General features: G+C 72.5%; 18 protein-coding genes. 4 read left to right on the top strand and 14 right to left on the bottom strand.

All coding sequences use genetic code 11. The features are described 5' to 3' along the window. Window positions 1-158 precede the first annotated feature (158 nt). The 4 genes from AB0M11_RS39090 to AB0M11_RS39075 form a co-directional block, all read right to left on the bottom strand. Window positions 159-1,172 (bottom strand): 1-aminocyclopropane-1-carboxylate deaminase, encoded by a 1,014-nt coding sequence (locus AB0M11_RS39090; RefSeq protein ID WP_365713315.1) that lies wholly within the window; start codon window positions 1,170-1,172, stop codon window positions 159-161. Window positions 1,173-1,194: 22 nt separating this feature from the next. Next, the gene (locus AB0M11_RS39085) at window positions 1,195-1,851 is read right to left on the bottom strand and encodes a GntR family transcriptional regulator (RefSeq protein ID WP_365713313.1); all 657 of its coding nucleotides are present in this window, start codon (window positions 1,849-1,851) and stop codon (window positions 1,195-1,197) included. Further along, window positions 1,742-2,416: an alkaline phosphatase PhoX gene (locus AB0M11_RS39080; protein WP_365713321.1), complete on the bottom strand. Its 675-nt coding sequence runs from the start codon at window positions 2,414-2,416 to the stop codon at window positions 1,742-1,744. Before AB0M11_RS39080 ends, AB0M11_RS39085 begins: the two co-directional genes overlap by 110 nt. Window positions 2,417-2,624: 208 nt before the next feature. After that, window positions 2,625-4,055 (bottom strand): hypothetical protein, encoded by a 1,431-nt coding sequence (locus AB0M11_RS39075; protein WP_365713311.1) that lies wholly within the window; start codon window positions 4,053-4,055, stop codon window positions 2,625-2,627. A gap of 338 nt (window positions 4,056-4,393) precedes the next feature. Here AB0M11_RS39075 and AB0M11_RS39070 point away from each other — a divergent pair, with 338 nt between their 5' ends. Then, window positions 4,394-6,220 (top strand): endonuclease/exonuclease/phosphatase family protein, encoded by a 1,827-nt coding sequence (locus AB0M11_RS39070; RefSeq protein ID WP_365713309.1) that lies wholly within the window; start codon window positions 4,394-4,396, stop codon window positions 6,218-6,220. A gap of 15 nt (window positions 6,221-6,235) precedes the next feature. Here the strand turns inward: AB0M11_RS39070 and AB0M11_RS39065 are convergent, their stop codons facing one another. From AB0M11_RS39065 to AB0M11_RS39045, 5 genes are all read right to left on the bottom strand, one after another. Then, a complete protein-coding gene (locus AB0M11_RS39065; RefSeq protein ID WP_365713307.1) occupies window positions 6,236-6,973 on the bottom strand; it encodes an SRPBCC domain-containing protein in 738 nt (245 codons plus the stop codon). Between the two features lie 17 nt (window positions 6,974-6,990). Continuing rightward, window positions 6,991-7,599 (bottom strand): helix-turn-helix domain-containing protein, encoded by a 609-nt coding sequence (locus tag AB0M11_RS39060; protein ID WP_365713305.1) that lies wholly within the window; start codon window positions 7,597-7,599, stop codon window positions 6,991-6,993. A 125-nt stretch (window positions 7,600-7,724) separates the two neighbouring features. Continuing rightward, window positions 7,725-8,198, bottom strand: a complete 474-nt coding sequence (locus tag AB0M11_RS39055) for a hypothetical protein (protein ID WP_365713303.1) — start codon at window positions 8,196-8,198, stop codon at window positions 7,725-7,727. A gap of 73 nt (window positions 8,199-8,271) precedes the next feature. Continuing rightward, window positions 8,272-8,967, bottom strand: coding sequence for a hypothetical protein (locus AB0M11_RS39050; RefSeq protein WP_365713301.1), 696 nt, complete (start codon window positions 8,965-8,967; stop codon window positions 8,272-8,274). After that, window positions 8,964-9,140, bottom strand: a complete 177-nt coding sequence (locus AB0M11_RS39045; protein ID WP_365713299.1) for a hypothetical protein — start codon at window positions 9,138-9,140, stop codon at window positions 8,964-8,966. The genes AB0M11_RS39050 and AB0M11_RS39045 overlap by 4 nt, the downstream gene beginning before the upstream one ends. A 220-nt stretch (window positions 9,141-9,360) precedes the next feature. Here AB0M11_RS39045 and dapA point away from each other — a divergent pair, with 220 nt between their 5' ends. Beyond that, on the top strand, window positions 9,361-10,254 hold the full coding sequence (gene dapA / locus AB0M11_RS39040) for a 4-hydroxy-tetrahydrodipicolinate synthase (RefSeq protein WP_365713320.1): 894 nt from the start codon (window positions 9,361-9,363) through the stop codon (window positions 10,252-10,254). Here the strand turns inward: dapA and AB0M11_RS39035 are convergent, their stop codons facing one another. Together AB0M11_RS39035 and AB0M11_RS39030 are read right to left on the bottom strand one after the other, a co-directional pair. Beyond that, on the bottom strand, window positions 10,255-11,475 hold the full coding sequence (locus AB0M11_RS39035) for a WD40 repeat domain-containing protein (RefSeq protein WP_365713297.1): 1,221 nt from the start codon (window positions 11,473-11,475) through the stop codon (window positions 10,255-10,257). Then, entirely contained in the window at window positions 11,472-12,032 is a 561-nt protein-coding gene (locus AB0M11_RS39030) for a SigE family RNA polymerase sigma factor (protein ID WP_365713317.1), read from the bottom strand. The genes AB0M11_RS39035 and AB0M11_RS39030 overlap by 4 nt, the downstream gene beginning before the upstream one ends. Before the next feature lie 140 nt (window positions 12,033-12,172). Between AB0M11_RS39030 and AB0M11_RS39025 the strand changes: the two genes are divergently transcribed. Next, window positions 12,173-12,682, top strand: a complete 510-nt coding sequence (locus AB0M11_RS39025) for a hypothetical protein (RefSeq protein ID WP_365713295.1) — start codon at window positions 12,173-12,175, stop codon at window positions 12,680-12,682. A gap of 49 nt (window positions 12,683-12,731) precedes the next feature. Here AB0M11_RS39025 and dapD read toward each other — a convergent pair whose 3' ends face one another. The 3 genes from dapD to AB0M11_RS39010 all read right to left on the bottom strand — a co-directional run bounded on the left by dapD (window position 12,732) and on the right by AB0M11_RS39010 (window position 14,757). After that, a complete protein-coding gene (gene dapD, locus AB0M11_RS39020; protein WP_365713293.1) occupies window positions 12,732-13,721 on the bottom strand; it encodes a 2,3,4,5-tetrahydropyridine-2,6-dicarboxylate N-succinyltransferase in 990 nt (329 codons plus the stop codon). A 179-nt stretch (window positions 13,722-13,900) separates the two neighbouring features. Further along, a complete protein-coding gene (locus AB0M11_RS39015) occupies window positions 13,901-14,437 on the bottom strand; it encodes a TetR family transcriptional regulator (protein WP_365713291.1) in 537 nt (178 codons plus the stop codon). Continuing rightward, window positions 14,437-14,757, bottom strand: coding sequence for a multidrug efflux SMR transporter (locus AB0M11_RS39010; RefSeq protein WP_365713289.1), 321 nt, complete (start codon window positions 14,755-14,757; stop codon window positions 14,437-14,439). The genes AB0M11_RS39015 and AB0M11_RS39010 overlap by 1 nt, the downstream gene beginning before the upstream one ends. A gap of 750 nt (window positions 14,758-15,507) precedes the next feature. Between AB0M11_RS39010 and AB0M11_RS39005 the strand changes: the two genes are divergently transcribed. Beyond that, the gene (locus AB0M11_RS39005; RefSeq protein WP_365713287.1) at window positions 15,508-16,404 is read left to right on the top strand and encodes an AbfB domain-containing protein; all 897 of its coding nucleotides are present in this window, start codon (window positions 15,508-15,510) and stop codon (window positions 16,402-16,404) included. The last annotated feature ends 102 nt before the right edge of the window (window positions 16,405-16,506 follow it).

Raw genomic sequence — 16,506 nt, 5'->3', positions numbered from 1 at the left:
GCAAAAACATCCGCTCTCACGTGCACGTCAGAGCAGCCTTGAGATGCATTCATCCCCGGCGTGAACGCCGGGGCTTTCTGCAAGAAACCCGGTAATTTATCGGACATGGCCACCCCGGCCGGCAGCCGGCGTACGTCGGCGGGCGTTGGGCAAGGCGTCTAGAACAAGGCGCTGTAGGCGTTCAACGCGGGCTGGCCGCCCAGGTGGGCGTAGAGGACCGTGGAGTCGGCGGGGATCTCGCCCCGCTCGACCAGGTCCACCATCCCCGCCATCGACTTCCCCTCGTACACCGGGTCGGTGACCATGCCCTCGGTGCGGGCGGCGAGGCGCATCGCCGCGAGGGTGGTGTCGTCCGGGACGCCGTAGACGCCGGCGTGGTAGCGGTCGTCCAGCTCCACGGTCAGCTCGCCCTTGACGCCGATCAGTTCGCCGGTCCGCCGGGCGATGCGGGCGACCTGTTCGCGGGTCTCGGCGGGCTTGGCGGAGGCGTCGATGCCGATGACGCGGCGCTCACGGCCGCCCGCCTCCTGCAGCGCGGCGAAGCCGGCGACCATGCCGGCCTGCGTCGAGCCGGTCACGGAGCAGACGACGACCGTGTCGAAGAAGACGCCCAGCTGCTGTTCCTGTGCGGCGACCTCGTATGCCCAGCCCGCGAAGCCCAGGCCGCCGAGCGGATGGTCGGAGGCGCCGGCCGGGATGGCGTACGGCTTGCCGCCCGCCTCCTCGACCTCGCGCAGCGCCAGCTCCCAGCTCTCCTTGAAACCGATGCCGAACCCGGCCCGGACCAGGCGTACGTCGGCGCCGGCCAGCCTGCTGATGAGGATGTTGCCGACCTTGTCGTACACGGAGTCCGGCCAGTCCACCCAGCTCTCCTGGACCAGCACGCACTTGAGCCCGGCACGGGCGGCGACGGCGGCGACCTGGCGGGTGTGGTTGGACTGCACCCCGCCGATGGAGACCAGGGTGTCGCAGCCCTTCGCGAGCGCGTCCGCGACCAGGTACTCCAGCTTGCGCGTCTTGTTCCCGCCGTACGCGATGCCGGAGTTGCAGTCCTCCCGCTTCGCCCACAGCGCGGCGCCGCCGAGGTGGGCGGTGAGGCGCTCCAGGGGGTGCACGGGCGAGGGGCCGAAGAGGAGGGGGTAGCGGTCGTAGGAACCCAGCGACGGGGACATGGGGCGCCTCCTGGTGGCGTGGTCAGTCGGTGGTGTCGGCATCGGCCAGGTCGGACAGGGTGCGCCAGATGTCGGCCGTGACCCGGACCGCTTTCTCCGTGTCGCCGGCCGCGCACGCCTCGATGAGCCGTTCGTGCAGGCCGGCCGAGCGGCAGGAGCCGCCCTCGCCGAAGCGGCGGCGCTCCAGGCGGCGGATGAGGGGGGTGTAGCGGGCGACGGTGGCGGCGGCGGCGCGGTTGGCCGCCACCCGGACCAGGACGTCGTGCAGTGCGTCGTCGGCGCGCAGGGCCTCGTCCACGTCACCGGTGCGGACGGCGGCGGCGAACCGGTCGTTGGCCGCCCGCATCACGTCGAGGTCGGCGGCCCGCAGCCGGGGGACGGCGGCCCGGGTGACCAGCTCGTGCATGGCACCGACCACGGCCGCCGCGTCCCGTACGTCGGCGGCGACCACCGGGGTGACCCTGGTGTAGCTCTGCGGCTTGCTCTCCAGGAGCCCCTCGTCGACGAGGCGCGCGAACGCCTCCCGCACGGGCGCCCGGGACAGCCCGAGCCGCTCCGCGAACTCGGCGTCACGCACCACCGCCCCGGGCTCGATCTCGCCGGCGACGATGGCGTCCCGGATCTCGGCGTAGGCACGGTCCCGGAGCAGGGTGCGGGGGACGGGCCGGAGGGCTTCCATGGACTGACATGTTAGATATCAGTGGCGCCCGCAGACAAGAGCGCGACCGGCCCGCGTCCGGGAGGCCGCCGAAGGTGTGCTTGGTGCCCTTTCCGGACGGGCCGTGGCGGACCCGGCGGCCGCCACGGTTCCAGGTCGGTGACGAGCGGCTCGGCCATCCGCGCTGCTGCCGCTTCCACGGCCCGGTGATCGCGAGCATGATGCCCGGAGTCTGGATGTTGGCGTACAGGGTCCGGCCGTCGGGCGAGAAGGTGACGCCGGTGAACTCGCTGTACTCGGGCTCGTCTTCGGTGCCGATGTTCAGTTCGTTGCGGGCGATGGGGTAGGTGCGGCCGCTGTCGGTGGCGCCGAACAGGTGCTGGAGGCCCTCGCCGTCCCGGCGATGACCAGACCCCCGTACGGGGAGACGGTGATTGTCGGGACCGTCGAAGTCGCCCTCGGCGGACGGGTCCGGGTTGACGCCGATGCGGACCTCCAGCGTGAGGGTGCGGCGCTTGGGGTCGTAGAACCACACCGAGCCGTCGTACTGGACGGGGCTCTCCGCGCGGGCGTACGAGGAGACGATGTACCCGCCGCCGTCGCCTCACCACATGCCCTCCAGCTTGCGGGCGCGGGTGACCGACGCCGTGGTGGCCGTGGCCCACGAAGGACGGCGGTTCCCGCGACCGCCGCACGGGCGGCGCCTTCGTTCATCCCCGCCGCGACGGCGCTCAGCCCCGAGCGCGGTGCGCGGCGATGCCCGGCCTCCCGCCCGCACGCCCCCTCCGGCCCCCCTACCCCCCGTGCTGCGACCGCGCCTTGAACGCCGCCTTGCGGGCTTCCTTCGCCACCTTCTTGTCCGGGTGGAGGCGGCCCATCGCCTCCAGGACGTCGGCCGTGTCGGGGTGGCCCACCCGCCAGGCCTGGGCGAAGAACCCGCTGTGCTGCCGGGCGAGGCCCTCCACCAGGGCCTGGAGCTCCTCGGAGTTCCCTTCGGCGGCCAGCTGCGCCGCCACCGTGTCGATGGTCAGCCAGAAGATCATGTCCTCGGAGGGCGCCGGCACGTCGTCGGCACCGCGTTCGGCCAGCCAGACCCGCGCCAGGCCGCCCAGCTCGGCGTCGTCGAGGACCTCGCGCAGGGCGGGCTCGGCCTCGGGGCCGAGCAGGGACAGCGCCTGCTGGCAGCGCAGCCGCCGCAGCGGGGCGCCCGCGTCCGCGCCGCGCGCGGCGGCCAGCAGCTCGCGGGCCGCGGCGAGGGTCTCGCGGCGGGCCAGCCACTGCTCGGTCTCGGCCTGCGCGGCCGCCTGCGGGAACGCGGCAGTGCCGTCGAGCAGCGCGTCCGCGCCCTTGTCGGCGAGCTCCCCGACCGCCGGCGCCTCGAAGCCGGCCTCCAGCAGCCGTGCCCGCAGCCCGTAGGCGCCGAGCGGGGTGAGCCGCACCATGCCGTACCGGGAGACGTCGGCCACCTCGACCGGCCCCGTGGCCGGCTCCTCCTCCGCGTCGGCCATCAGCGCCTCGTCGACCGGCTGGTACTCCACGAGCCCGACCGGCTCCAGCAGCCGGAACTGGTCGTCGAGGCGCATCATCGCGTCGGAGACCTGCTCCAGGACGTCGTTGCTGGGCTCCCCCATGCCGCTGGGCACGAGCATCGACGCGGCGAGCGCGGGCAGCGGGACCGGCGCCTCGCCGGGGCCACCCTCGCTCACGGTCAGCAGGTACAGATTGCCCAGGACGCCGTCGAGGAACTCCGCCTCCGCCTCGGGGTCCCAGCCGAGTGACGGGAAATCGACCTCGCCGCCCCGGTCGAGGGCATCGACGATGCCGTCCACGTCGGGCACGCTCGCGTCGGCGATCACCGTCTCCAGCGCGGCCTGCCACACCGCGAGGACGTCGTGCGGCGAGCCCCCGGTGAGCAGGGCCAGCTCGTCCCCCGCCGCCACCGTCCCGGCCTCCTCGTCGGCGATCCGGACGAGCCCGGTGTCCACGGCGACCCGCCAGGCCTCACCGGCATGGGCGGCGGCGTCGTCTCCGGTGAGCCCGAGCGCCTCGGCGGCGGCCGGGAGCTGCTCCTCGACCAGCTCGCCTCCGGCGTCCACGCGGGTGTCGGGGCCGGCCCAGCGGGCGAGCCGGGCGGCCCTGGCGAGCAACGGGGTGGACAGCGCGGCGTGCGCCAGCTCCGCTTCGGAACGCAACCGCACCGGCGGCAGGGGGGCGCTGTCAGACATCGGCTGGTTCTCCTCGGACGCCTCAACGGTCGTACGGCGACATGGACACCGTACCGACGGCCGTACGACCACGTGGACGCCGTACGGCTCAGCCGCTCAGCCTAGACGGATTTCCACCCATGCCGCCCGGTTCATCTCTCCGTCCGGCCCCGTACATGGCTGAAACCTTGACAACTGGCCTGAGAACACAGGAGATTGACGCGCGTAGAAATCGGGGGGCAACTGTTCACTGTGCATCTACGCGTGTCACATCAGCGTCACATGGCATACATGAACGTGTCATGAACGCTCCATAAACCGCCCTTGTCCCGGCTTCCGATGTCCCCGGAGGGATTCCCTTGCCGAGCAGGTCTTCCGCGCGTCTCGCCGCGCTCACCGTCGCCGCCGTCTGCAGCGCGGCGTCCACCGTCGCCCTCACCTCGCCCGCCCAGGCCGACGGGCTGCGCATCCACGACGTCCAGGGCACCACGCGCATATCTCCGTACGCCGGCCAGAAGGTGACGGACGTCCCCGGCATCGTCACGGCCACGCGCACCTACGGCTCCTCCAGAGGTTTCTGGATCCAGGATCCGACGCCGGACGACAACCCGGCCACCAGCGAGGGCGTCTTCGTCTTCACCAGCTCCACCCCGAAGGTCACGGTCGGCGACTCCGTCAAGGTCACCGGCACGGTCTCCGAGTTCGTCCCGGGCGGCGCCTCCACCGGCAACCAGTCGCTGACCGAGATCACCAAGCCGACGGTCACCACCGTCTCCACGGGCAACGCGGTACCGGCGCCGGTCGTGATCGACAAGAAGTCGGTGCCGAGCGCGTACACCCCGGCGGGCGACCCGGCCGCGAGCAACTCGATCAACGGCCTGACGCTGCAGCCCAAGAAGTACGCCCTGGACTACTACGAGTCCCTGGAGGGCATGAACGTCCAGGTCAAGGACGCTCGCGTGGTCACCGCCACCGACCCCTACGCGGAGCTGTGGGTCACGGTGAAGCCGCACGAGAACCGCACCGACCGCGGCGGCTCGCTCTACCGCACCTACCGCGACCAGAACACCGGCCGGCTGCAGATCCAGTCCCTCGGCTCGGCCGCGGCCTTCCCGGCGGCGAACGTCGGCGACACCCTGACCGGCGCCACGACCGGCCCGATGGACTACAACCAGTACGGCGGCTACACCCTGGTCGCGAACACGCTGGGCACCCTGAAGAGCGGCGGCCTGCAGCGCGAGACGACGAAGAAGCAGTCGCCCGGCGAGCTGGCGGTGGCGACCTACAACGTCGAGAACCTCGACCCCTCCGACGGCACCTTCGCCGCCCACGCGGCCGCGATCGTGCACAACCTCCAGTCGCCCGACATCGTGTCCCTGGAGGAGATCCAGGACAACAACGGCGCGACGGACGACGGCACGGTCGCCGCCGACGTGACGGTGAACAAGCTGATCGACGCGATCGTCGCGGCCGGCGGCCCGACGTACCAGTGGCGTTCCATCAACCCGGTCAACGACCAGGACGGCGGCGAGCCCGGCGGCAACATCCGCCAGGTCTTCCTCTTCAACCCGCAGCGGGTGTCCTTCGTCGACCGCGCGGGCGGCGACTCCACCACCGCGGTGGGCGTCACCAAGGTGCACGGCAAGGCCCAGCTGACGGCCTCCCCCGGCCGTGTCGAGCCGGCGAACTCCGCCTGGACGAGCAGCCGCAAGCCGCTCGCCGGCGAGTTCGTCTTCCACGGCAAGACGGTCTTCGTGATCGCCAACCACCTGAACTCCAAGGGCGGCGACCAGGGGCTGACCTCGCAGTACCAGCCGGTGGTGCGCAGCTCGGAGACCCAGCGCCACGCGCAGGCGACGCTGGTCAACGCGTTCGTCAAGAAGATCCTCGACGTCCAGAAGGATGCCGAGGTCATCGCGCTCGGCGACATGAACGACTTCGACTTCTCCGGCACCACCAGGATCCTGGAGAAGGGTGGCGCGCTCTGGTCGGCGATCCAGTCGCTGCCCACCAAGGAGCGCTACACCTACGACTACCAGGGCAACGAGCAGGTCCTGGACCAGATCCTGATCAGCAAGCAGATCCGCGGCAACGGCGACTTCGTGTACGACAGCGTGCACATCAACTCGGAGTTCCACGACCAGATCAGCGACCACGACCCGCAGGTGCTGCGCTTCCGCCCGTAACCGGGCGGCCTCGGCTCAGGACTGGCCGAACACGCCGTTCAGCCAGTCCTGCCAGGCGGTCTCGTTCGCCTCGGCGTCGGCGTCCGGCGCGAAGTCGTGGACGCTGATGCCGACCGGGGCGCCCCAGTGGTTGCGCCCGAAGAACCGCACGAGGGCGTCCTCGGTGTGCAGCCCGATGAAGTACGGGTCGCGGTAGTCGACCACCGCGTCCAGGGCACGGCCGCCGGGCCCGCGGACGCTCGTCTTCGCGCCCGCGGCCAGGTCGTCCGGCAGGCCGAGGGCGCGGCCCACGGCGGTGAAGGCGTCCGGCGCCTGGGACGCCTCCGGCCCGTTCAGCTGGGCGAAGCTCACCGGGCGGGGCGCGAAGTGGGTGAGGTACTCGCGCAGGGTGTGCAGGTAGAAGTCGGTGTGCCGGTTCGCGCCGTCGTACTGGTTGTCCCAGTCGTCGGTGAAGATGCCGCTGTGCACGTAGCGCACCCAGGCGCGACGGCCGCCCTCGCGCTCCTCGATGACATGCTCCAGCTGGTTGGCGCTCTGGGTCGGGAAACCGACGTCCTCGCTGCGGGTGACCAGGTGGTGCGGCGGGTCGTAGGCGGTGACGGTGGACCCGAAGGCCGCCGTGCCGCCGACCCGGGGCTCGGGCGGCTGCATCGGCCACAGATAGCCGCCGGTCCCGTGGGTGATCGCCTCCCACACCTCTGCGGGCGTGGCGTCGACCTCGAACTCACGGGCGATCTCGAATTCCTTGGACATGAGGGGGCTCCTGCTGCCTACTGTTCCAGCTCGGGGGTGGGCCGGTCCTTGACCGTGGGATGGACGCCGACGACGATCCGGTGGTCCCGGCCGCCTTCCGCGTCGGGTGCGTCGTACTTGCGGATGAGCGCGCTCACGCCGGCCGTCAGCTCCTGCACGAAGGCCGCGCGGTCGGCGGCGGAGGCGAAGCGGACCTCGCCGTCCAGGGCGTAGGTCGCGAGACGCTTGCGGGCCTTGGCGGCGCCTGTGATCAGCATGCCGACATCGCGCACCAGACGCGCGCCGAGCGCGAGCAGCCAGCGCGCGGAGAGCTGGTCGCGGAAACGGTCCGGGTCCGGCTGTACGGCGGACAGGGCGGCCGGGGAGATGACGTACGACGCGGCGGTCGCGCGCATCAGCCGCTCGGTGACGTTGCCCTTGCGCCGCTCGTCGGCCAGCTCGACCAGGCCGTGCCGCTCCAGCGCCTTCAGGTGGTAGTTCACCTTCTGCCGCGGCAGCCCGACCCGGCCGGCCAGCATGGCGGCCGACGCGGGCGCGCCGGCCAGCTCGGCGAGCAGCCTGGCCCGTACGGGGTCCAGCGACACGGCCGCGGCCTCGGGGTCCTCGATCACGGTGACGTCCAGCATGGCTCCACCGTCTCACCGAAAACTTTTTTTGTCCAGGCGGATCGAGTTTTCGGTGGACGGTGGAGTGGAGCCCTCGGGGATGCCACCTGCGCGGCCCCGACGGAACGCAGCCGTCGGGGTGGAACTCAGCCGCGGCGGCCCCTGCGCAGCACACCCACGGCCACCGCGGCGGTGAGCGCGCCCGCGATCAGTGCCGGCACCCGGTGCCGCAGAACGGCTCGGGCGACCATGCGGGCGGGCTGCGCGAGCCGGCCCTCGACGGCGCCCTGCGCCACCGCGGCCTTCTCGGACGCCAGCTGCCCCGCCTGCCCCGCCCGTTCCTGGACGGCGTGCCCGGTCCGCAGCGCGCGCTCCTGGAACGAGTGCCGCGCCCTGGTCAGCTGCTCCTGCGCCGTGTGGCCGCCCTTCACCGCCCGGCCCTGGGCCTGGTGACCGGCCTTGGCCGCGCCCTCGCGCAGGTGCACGGTCAGCGCTCCGGCCTTGTCCTTGAGGTCGGCGGCGCGGGCCTGGGTACGGCCCTTGAGGTCGGCCTTGGCCGCCAACGCACCGGCGGTGTCCGTCAGTCGGGCCCCCGTTCCACGTGCGGTCCTCTTCGTCATGGGTCCTGCCCCTCCTGGTCTCCTCGGCGGTCCGCTCTGCTTCAGAACCTCCGGATACCCAGGTCGGCCGGTCTCAGCCCTGCTCCCCGCGCTCGCCGAGCTGGGCCAGCCGGCTCTGGAACCAGTCGAGGCGGGCCTGCAACAGGGCCGCCTCCGCGACCAGTTCGGGCACCCCGAGGACCTCGTCCGGCACCGCCCGCCCGGTGTCGGCCGCCATCCAGGCCGCCCCGGTCCCGCCCCCGGCGATCACCCGCAGCCGCTCCCCCGCCAGCCGGGCGAACCCGGCGAGCGATACGGAGGCACGCGCGCGTACGCAGCCGGCGCAGGCGGCCGACAGGGCACGCCAACCGGGCCTGCCCCAGCCCGCGTCGGCCAGCGCGACGGCCGGCGCCCCGCAGGCGCACGCCCCGACGGTGGCGGTGCGCACTCGCTGCCGGGCGTAGCGGAAGCCGCGCTCGAAGCGGATGTAGGCGCCGAGGACGGAGACTTCGAGCAGCACGGCGGCCCGGTGCTCGGCGGTGCAGAGCAGGTCCTCGGCAATCTCGCGGTCGTGCACGCAGTGAAAGCCGCAGTCGCACAGCCGCGCGGGCGGGCGGTGCCGTCTGCCGTAGACGCAGGAGGCGTCGTCCAGCACTCCGTACGGCAGCGCGCCGCCCAGCGACACACCGGTGAACCCGGCCCGCGTGCCGTCCTGGGACAGCATCGGGTGGGCGATCTTGTAGCCGGTCGGCGGCTCCGTCGGGCGTTCCGCCGGGAGCCACGGCCTCATCGGGCGGCCGGGACCTCTTCGGACGCGGACACGCCCTGGACTTCGCGGCTCCTGCCGCCGTCTTCGGCGAGTTCGGGCAGTTCGGGGAGTTCGGGTGCTTCGCCGTGGCCGAGCGGACGCTCCTCGGCGACTCCGGTGGCCAGTGCCTTGCCCAGCTTCATGGTGCCTCCCATGACCCATGACCTGCTGTCGGTGACCGTCCTGCCCATAGTGACCCATGAAGGGCCGAGTTGGACACAGGGCCTCGGTCCGCACACTGGCAATGACTTAGCATCCCTAAGACATTCATGGAAGAAAAATTAAGTAGAGCTAAGCCTTTGCACTGCCGAGACTACCCCCATGACGAACACACCCGGCACCGCCCACGCACCGCATGTTCCCCGTCCTCCCCGTGTGCCCGGTCGGCCCCGTCCGTTCGGCCGTACGCTCTGTGCGATGGTCACCCCTTTCACCGAGGCCGGGGCGCTCGATCTCGACGGCGCCCGGCTGCTGGCCGCGCACCTGGTGGCGGAGGGCTGCGACGGCCTGGTGCTGAACGGCACCACCGGCGAGTCGCCGACCACCTCGGACGCCGAGAAGGCGGAGCTGATCGCGGCCGTACGGGAGGCGGTGGGCGACCGGGTGCCGCTCGTGGCCGGCGTGGGCACCGCGAACACCCTGCACACCGTCGAGCTGGCGCGGGCGGCCGAGAAGGCGGGCGCGGACGGGGTGCTGGTGGTCTCCCCGTACTACAGCAGACCGCCGCAGGACGCGCTGGAGGCGCACTTCCTGGAGGTGGCCGACGCGACCGGGCTGCCGGTGATGCTGTACGACATCCCGGGCCGCACGGGCACCCGGATCGAGCCCGGGACGCTGATCCGGCTCGCCGCACACCCCCGGATCGTGGCGGTGAAGGACTGCTCGTACGACTTCCTCGGCACCCAGAAGGTGCTGGCCCGCACGGACCTGGCGTACTACGCGGGCTGCGACGAGCACATCCTCGCCCTGTACGCGGTGGGGGCGGCCGGCTGCGTGAGCACGGTGGCCAACGCCGTCCCGTCCCGCGTGGCCGCGATCCTGGACGCCTTCGACGCCGGCGACACCGCCCGCGCCGCCGAACTGCAGGCGCGGGCGACCCCGTTGATCGAGGCGATGACGGCCGCGGGCCTGCCGGGCACGGTCACCTCGAAGGCGCTGCTCGGTGCGCTCGGCCTGCCGGCGGGACCGGTACGGGCACCACTGCGGCCCGCCGGCCGGGAGGCGGCCGACGGGCTGCGGGCGGTCCACCAGGAGCTGGTGGCCGGCTGATCAGCGCGTCTCGGCGAAGACCGGCGTCCAGCGGCCGGCGGCCCTGTCGTCACCCTTGCGGAAACCGCTGAGCGGGACGGTCCTGTCGCTGCCGACGGTGACCAGGACCAGCCGGTTGTGGAACTCGCCACCGCCGTCCTTGCCGACGTCCCAGGCGACGAGGGACCTGTCGTCGGCCCAGGCGAGCAGCTGCTGCCCGTGCACCTCGGTCTTCCTGCCGGTACGGGTGTCGGTGATCCAGGAGGAGGTCTTCATCGTCTTGCCGGCGAAGTCTCCGGCGACCCGCCTGCCGTCGGGCGACAGCCCCGCCTGGACGAACCAGTTCAGATACCGCTCGCCCGCCGGCGCGGGAACCTGGCGGCCGTGCAGGTCGTAGAACCGTGTCCCGGGCTCGCCGGTCAGGCCGGTCCAGACGTACTGGCCGGAGCGGCTGGGGGCGAAGTCCTGGCGGACGTTGATCGTGGGCAGTCCCATGCTGTCGTGCGGGGTGGCGACCTCGCTCCAGGAGCCCTTCCCGGAAGCCACGTCGAAGGCGTAGAAGCCGGTGCGCGGCATGGCGTCGGGCATGGAGAAGACGGTGCCGGTCGTGTCGTTCGCCGCCTTGGTCACCACGTCGGGATCGGCCGAGTAGGTCGTCGCGACCAGTGTGCGGCCGTCCTGGGAGAAGGCGAGCCCGCCCACTCCGCGCTGGACGGGGATCCAGCGGGCCACCTCGCCGGTGGTGAGGTCGAGCAGGCCGATCCGCCGGGCGGGGATCGTCCGCTCCAGCACGGCGGCCGTCTTCAGGCCCGGGGCGACGGCGACGAACGACCAGCGGGCGTCCTTCTCGTAGCGGCCGGTGCGCTGGTCCAGCAGCCAGTAGGTGCGGGTGGTGCGGGACCGGCGGGCCGTCTGCCGGACGTTCTCGGTGGTGTAGTACGCGGCCATCGTGGCGTCGCCCGCCCGGATCAGCTCACGCGGCGGCGACTGGTCGGGATGGGCTCGGGTGTCACCGGGGTCGAGGACGCCGGCGGGCCGTACGTCGTCCTTGCCGCCGTCGAGCAGCGGCACGCCCACCGCGACGGCGACCACAGCCGCGGTGGCCGCGGCGGCGGAGGCGAACCGGCGGGCCCGGCGGCGCCGGCGGACCGCCAGCACCTGGCCGGCGAACCCGGGGCGGGGCGGCGGCTGTTCGGCGGCCTGGTCACGCAGCGCGTCGCGCAGGAGTTCCTCGACGTTCACGGCCGCACCTCCGCGGGCGAGTGGTCACGGGACGGCGGCTGGTCACGGCCGGTGTCCGGGGCGAGGGCGGCCAGCTCGGGGGCGAGGATGCGCAGCCGGGCCAGGGAACGGTGGGTGGTGGACCGGACGGTGCCTACGGAGCAGCCGAGGAGACGGGCCACGTCGGCCTCGGGCAGGTCCTCGAAATAGCGCAGGACCAGGACGGTGCGCTGGCGGGCGGTGAGCCGGGCCAGGGCCGCGCGCAGGACGAGGCGCAGGTCGGCGGTGGCGGCGGCGTCGGGGGCCGGTTGGCTCTCCGGTGGGTCGGCGACGGTGAGTTCGCGGCGTCGCCATTTCAGCCGCCAGCGGCTGATCTGCTGCCGGTAGAGGACCTGCCGTACGTAGGCCTCCGGTTCGTCGATGCGCTGCCAGCGGCCGGCCGCCCGGATCAGCGCGTTCTGGAGCAGGTCCTCGGCGGCGTGCCGGTCGCCTCCGGTCAGCAGCACGGCCGTCCTCAGCAGCGCCGAGGACCGGCTGTCCACGAATTCCCGGAACGTCTCCTGCAGTTCCGCATCCATCGTCACCTTCGCTTCCCCCGGGCCCACCTGGTGTCCGGGCCCTGTACCCGTGGTGACGCCTGCGCCTCGGCGCCGCTATGCCTGTCCGGCGCGAGAATGTTCACCGGCGCTCCGCGCGCCCGCTGCCGTATGTTGGCCCCGTGAGCCGCCCCCTGCTGTTCCTGGACGTCGACGGCCCCCTCAACCCGTACGCGGCGCAGCCGGAGCGGCGTCCCGAGGGCTATACGACGATCAGGGCGACCGTCCGCCCGGGGCGCCCGCTGCGGGTGTGGCTGAACCCGTCGCACGGCCCCGCGCTGCTGGCGCTCGGTTACGAGCTGTGCTGGGCGACCACCTGGACGGCCGGGGCCAACCGCTGGATCGGCCCGGTGGTCGGCCTGCCCGAGCTGCCCTTCGTCGACTTCGGCCGGGGTCTGCTCGCGGAGCGCCCGGACGGCGTCCACTGGAAGACGGAGGCGATCGTGGCCTACGCCGCGGGACGCCCGTTCGCCTGGGTGGACGACGAACAGAGCCCGCCGGACACCGTGTACGTCCGCGCCCACCATCCCGGCCCGGCCCTGCTGCACCACGTCAGCCCTCGGCTCGGCCTGCGGGACGCCGACTTCACGGCGTTGGCGCAGTTCCGGGCCTCCCTGCCCCACGACGACTGAGCGCCCTCCCACCGGGGAGGGCGCTCAGCCCGACAGCGAGGCGCGCGCGTCAGTTGTGGCTGTGCAGGATCTCGTTCAGGCCGCCCCAGACCGCGTTGTTCGGGCGGGCCTCGACGGCGCCGGTGACCGAGTTGCGGCGGAAGAGGATGTGGGAGGCGCCGCTCAGTTCGCGGGCCTTGACGATCTGGCCGTCGGGCATGGTGACGCGGGTGCCCGCGGTGACGTAGAGGCCGGCCTCGACCACGCACTCGTCGCCGAGGGCGATGCCGACGCCCGCCTCGGCGCCGACCAGGCAGCGCTCGCCGATGGCGATGACGACGTTGCCGCCGCCGGAGAGGGTGCCCATGGTGGAGGCGCCGCCGCCGATGTCGGAGCCGTTGCCGACCACCACACCGGCCGAGATGCGGCCCTCGACCATCGAGGTGCCGAGGGTGCCGGCGTTGAAGTTGACGAAGCCCTCGTGCATGACGGTGGTGCCCTCGGAGAGGTGCGCGCCGAGCCGGACCCGGTCGGCGTCGGCGATGCGCACGCCCTTCGGGACGACGTAGTCCGTCATCCGCGGGAACTTGTCGATCGAGGTCACCTGGAGGTGCAGGCCCTCGGCGCGGGCGTTCAGCCGGACCTTCTCGATGTCGTCGACGGCGACCGGGCCGAGGGAGGTCCAGGCGACGTTGGCGAGCAGGCCGAAGATGCCGTCCAGGCTCTGGCCGTGCGGCTTCACCAGGCGGTGCGAGAGCAGGTGCAGACGCAGGTAGGCGTCGTGGGTGTCGAGCGGCTTGTCGTCGAGGGAGGCGATGACCGTACGGACCGCGACGACCTCGACACCGCGGCGGGCGTCCGGGCCGAGCGCCTTCGCGGCGCCCTCCCCGAGCAGTTCCACGGCCTTCTCCGCGGACAGCCGCTCGGTGCCGGACGGGCCGGGCTCGGCCAGGAGTGCGGGAGCGGGGAACCAGGTGTCGAGAACGGTGCCGTCGGCGGCGATCGTGGCGAGGCCCGCCGCGGCGGCACCGGTGGAACGAGGAGCAGTCGTGTCGGTCATGAGGGCAACCTAACCGGCCGGGGGCCGGGGAGGCGAACCAGCGTGCGGTGCGTCTCAGGGGGCGGGCCGTGACGACGCGCCGGACGGCCCGTGCCGTGGCCGGCGGCGGAACCGCTCAGGCGGCTTGCCCACCGTGTCGGTGCGAGCGCGCCGCCCTGGGCGCGACGGACGCGTCCCGCTCAGGGCATCAGCCGCGCCAGCGCCTGCCGCGCGTACCCCTCGTCGTACGGCGTCCCCGTCAGCAGCACCTGCAGGCAGACCCCGTCCATCAGCGCGGCCAGCGCCCGCGCCGTGGCCGGGTCGGTGCGCCGCGCCAGCCGTTCGGCGAGGTCGTCGGCCCACTCGGCGGCGACGGGCCGCAGGGCGGGACGGCGCAGGGCGGCGAGGTAGAGCTCGTACTCCAGCTCGACGGAGGTGCGGTCACCGCTCAGCCAGTCGCCGAGGATCCGGGCGAGGGCGGCGGCGAGGTCCGTCGAGGGGTCGTCCAGGTCTCCGTAGGCGGCGACCGCCTTGGCGAACCCCTCGTTCGCCTGGCGCAGGGCGGCGACCAGGAGCTCGTCGAGGGTCTTGAAGTGGTAGGTCGTGGAGCCGAGCGGGACGTCGGCCTCGGCGGCGACCGTGCGATGACTCAGACCGGCGAGGCCCTTCTCGCCGACGACCCGGATCGCCGCCTCGATGATCCGCTGCCGCCGGTCGGGGTCGTGACGGCGGGGCATCAGTGCGCGCCTCCCAGGTTCAGGACCACCACTCCGCCGACGATCAGCAGGATCCCCGCCACCTTGACCAGGGTCAGCGCCTCTCCGAACAGGAGCAGGCCCAGCACGGCGATGGCGGCGGTGCCCACCCCGGACCAGATCGCGTACGCCGTGCCGATCGACAGGGTCTGGAGCGTCTTCGCCAGCAACAGGAACGAGAGGACGTATCCCAGCGCCGTCAGCAGCGAAGGCCAGAGTCTGCTGAAGCCGTCGGCGTACTTCATCGCCGTCGTGGCGGCGACCTCGGCGGCTATGGCGCCGGCGAGCGTCAGATATCCCATGTGTACGAGTGTACGCAACGATGCGTACGGGCGTACACAACCATGCCGGGACCGTGCCGTCCGCCGGGAGGGACGGGCCGCCGCCGGGCGCCGCGCGCCGGCGCCGAGGCCGTCGCCACCGGTGCCGGTCGCGCGGCCGGGTCACGCGTGCGAGCAACCGGCGCCCGGCGCGGGCCGCACAGCGCGGGGCCAAGGCACGGCGGCGGTGGGGCGGGACCAAGGCGCGGCGGCGGTGGGGCGGTTCGGCGGGACGGCGGGTCGGGCCGGACGGCTCCGGCCGCTGCGTAGCCGTGGCGGGCGAGCCGGCCGTCCAACCCGGCATCGGCGGACCTGACCTGATGCGGCGTCAGTCGCTGTCTCGGGCCGACCTCCGGGGAGGCGTCCAGGGCGCCGGCGGGAGCGGTGGTCCGGTCGTGCCGCGCGGGCAGGGAGTCCGGTACCGGCCGTACGGTTTCCCGCACCCCCGAACGGGCGCACCGCGGCGGCCACTTCCCATCAGGACGCTGGAGCTGCGCAAACGGTCGTCGCGCGCCCGAGCCGGAACCCGGAAGGCACCGAGATCGCCGTTCGGCCTCCCGTGCGCCACAGGAAGATGTTTAATTCTCACAGAAACCGCTAGCTGAAACGACTCCCCGCAGCCTCGTTACTCCACTAGTGTGTGCACCTCTGTGATCCACCTTTGCTTCACGCTTCACCCACCACACCCTCACATCCCCGGCCGCTGCCTTGGCGCCGCTGGAGGAAACACGCATGCCAGAAATAACCCCGCAACCCCCGCCGCACCCCGCCTGGGAGAACGGCTGGGCCCCCGACACCTCCCGGGCACCCGGAACCCGAAGACTCTGGCTGGCGGGCACGCTGGCCATCGCCACGGTCGTCGCCTGCGTCACGGCGATAGCCGTCAGCCACAACACCCCTGACCAGACGGCCTCGCCCGGCCCCACCGCGAGCGGCAACACCGACAACGGCCCGGGGCTGCTCTCCTTCGCCTCGCCGTCGGCGTCGGGTACGGCCGGCGCACCGAAGGGCACCTCGGGGATGTCGGCGACCTCGCCGTCCATGTCCGCCAAGGGACCCGACGGCGCCACCGACGCCGCGTCATCCAGTACCAAGCCCACCAAGGGCGCGCCCACCAAAGCCGCGCCCAGCAAGGGCAGTTCGGGCGGTTCAGGCGGTTCCGGCAGTTCAGGTGGTTCGGGCAGTTCGGGCGGCTCGGGTCAGCAGCCCGGCGGTCTCACCTCGGTCCGTTCGGTCAACTACCCCGACCGCTACTGGCACGTGAGCGGCAGCTACGTGAAACTCGACCAGCCCGGCGGCTCCGAGTCCCGCCAGGACTCCTCCTTCAAGCTGGTCAAGGGCCTGGCGAACAGCTCCTGTGTCTCCTTCGCCACGCATGACGGGTTGTACCTGCGGCACCAGAACTTCGTGCTGCGCGCCGAGCGGAACGACGGCAGCTCGCTGTTCCAGCAGGACGCCACCTTCTGCCCGCAGAAGTCGCCGTACTCGAACGACGTGCTGTTCCAGTCGGTGAACTACCCCAGCTACGCCCTGCGCCACAAGAACTTCCAGCTGTACCTGGACCCGTACGGCTACAACACCACCAACCGCCAGGACTTCTTCTTCGACCTGGTGGACGGGCTGAGCTGAGACAACGTCGAAGCGGGGGCCGCCCACGCCCGGGTGCGCCCGGTTGACCTAAGGGGGTGTTTTTATTAGTTTTAAACCAATTGCCCGAGGAGGGCCGGCCCC

Origin of the sequence: Streptomyces sp. NPDC051987, assembly GCF_040680735.1 — a bacterium.
Lineage (GTDB): Bacteria > Actinomycetota > Actinomycetes > Streptomycetales > Streptomycetaceae > Streptomyces.
This window is presented reverse-complemented; position numbering and strand designations above follow the sequence as displayed.

Excerpts from the sequence above, each read along its gene's own strand:
- AB0M11_RS39090 (WP_365713315.1), bottom strand. The coding sequence starts at position 1,172 with ATGTCCCCGTCGCTGGGTTCCTACGACCGCTACCCCCTCCTCTTCGGC.
- AB0M11_RS39085 (WP_365713313.1), bottom strand. The coding sequence starts at position 1,851 with ATGGAAGCCCTCCGGCCCGTCCCCCGCACCCTGCTCCGGGACCGTGCC.
- AB0M11_RS39075 (WP_365713311.1), bottom strand. The coding sequence starts at position 4,055 with ATGTCTGACAGCGCCCCCCTGCCGCCGGTGCGGTTGCGTTCCGAAGCG.
- AB0M11_RS39065 (WP_365713307.1), bottom strand. The coding sequence starts at position 6,973 with ATGTCCAAGGAATTCGAGATCGCCCGTGAGTTCGAGGTCGACGCCACG.
- AB0M11_RS39060 (WP_365713305.1), bottom strand. The coding sequence starts at position 7,599 with ATGCTGGACGTCACCGTGATCGAGGACCCCGAGGCCGCGGCCGTGTCG.
- AB0M11_RS39055 (WP_365713303.1), bottom strand. The coding sequence starts at position 8,198 with ATGACGAAGAGGACCGCACGTGGAACGGGGGCCCGACTGACGGACACC.
- AB0M11_RS39050 (WP_365713301.1), bottom strand. The coding sequence starts at position 8,967 with ATGAGGCCGTGGCTCCCGGCGGAACGCCCGACGGAGCCGCCGACCGGC.
- AB0M11_RS39045 (WP_365713299.1), bottom strand. The coding sequence starts at position 9,140 with ATGGGAGGCACCATGAAGCTGGGCAAGGCACTGGCCACCGGAGTCGCC.
- AB0M11_RS39030 (WP_365713317.1), bottom strand. The coding sequence starts at position 12,032 with ATGGATGCGGAACTGCAGGAGACGTTCCGGGAATTCGTGGACAGCCGG.
- dapD (WP_365713293.1), bottom strand. The coding sequence starts at position 13,721 with ATGACCGACACGACTGCTCCTCGTTCCACCGGTGCCGCCGCGGCGGGC.
- AB0M11_RS39015 (WP_365713291.1), bottom strand. The coding sequence starts at position 14,437 with ATGCCCCGCCGTCACGACCCCGACCGGCGGCAGCGGATCATCGAGGCG.
- AB0M11_RS39010 (WP_365713289.1), bottom strand. The coding sequence starts at position 14,757 with ATGGGATATCTGACGCTCGCCGGCGCCATAGCCGCCGAGGTCGCCGCC.
- AB0M11_RS39005 (WP_365713287.1), top strand. The coding sequence starts at position 15,508 with ATGCCAGAAATAACCCCGCAACCCCCGCCGCACCCCGCCTGGGAGAAC.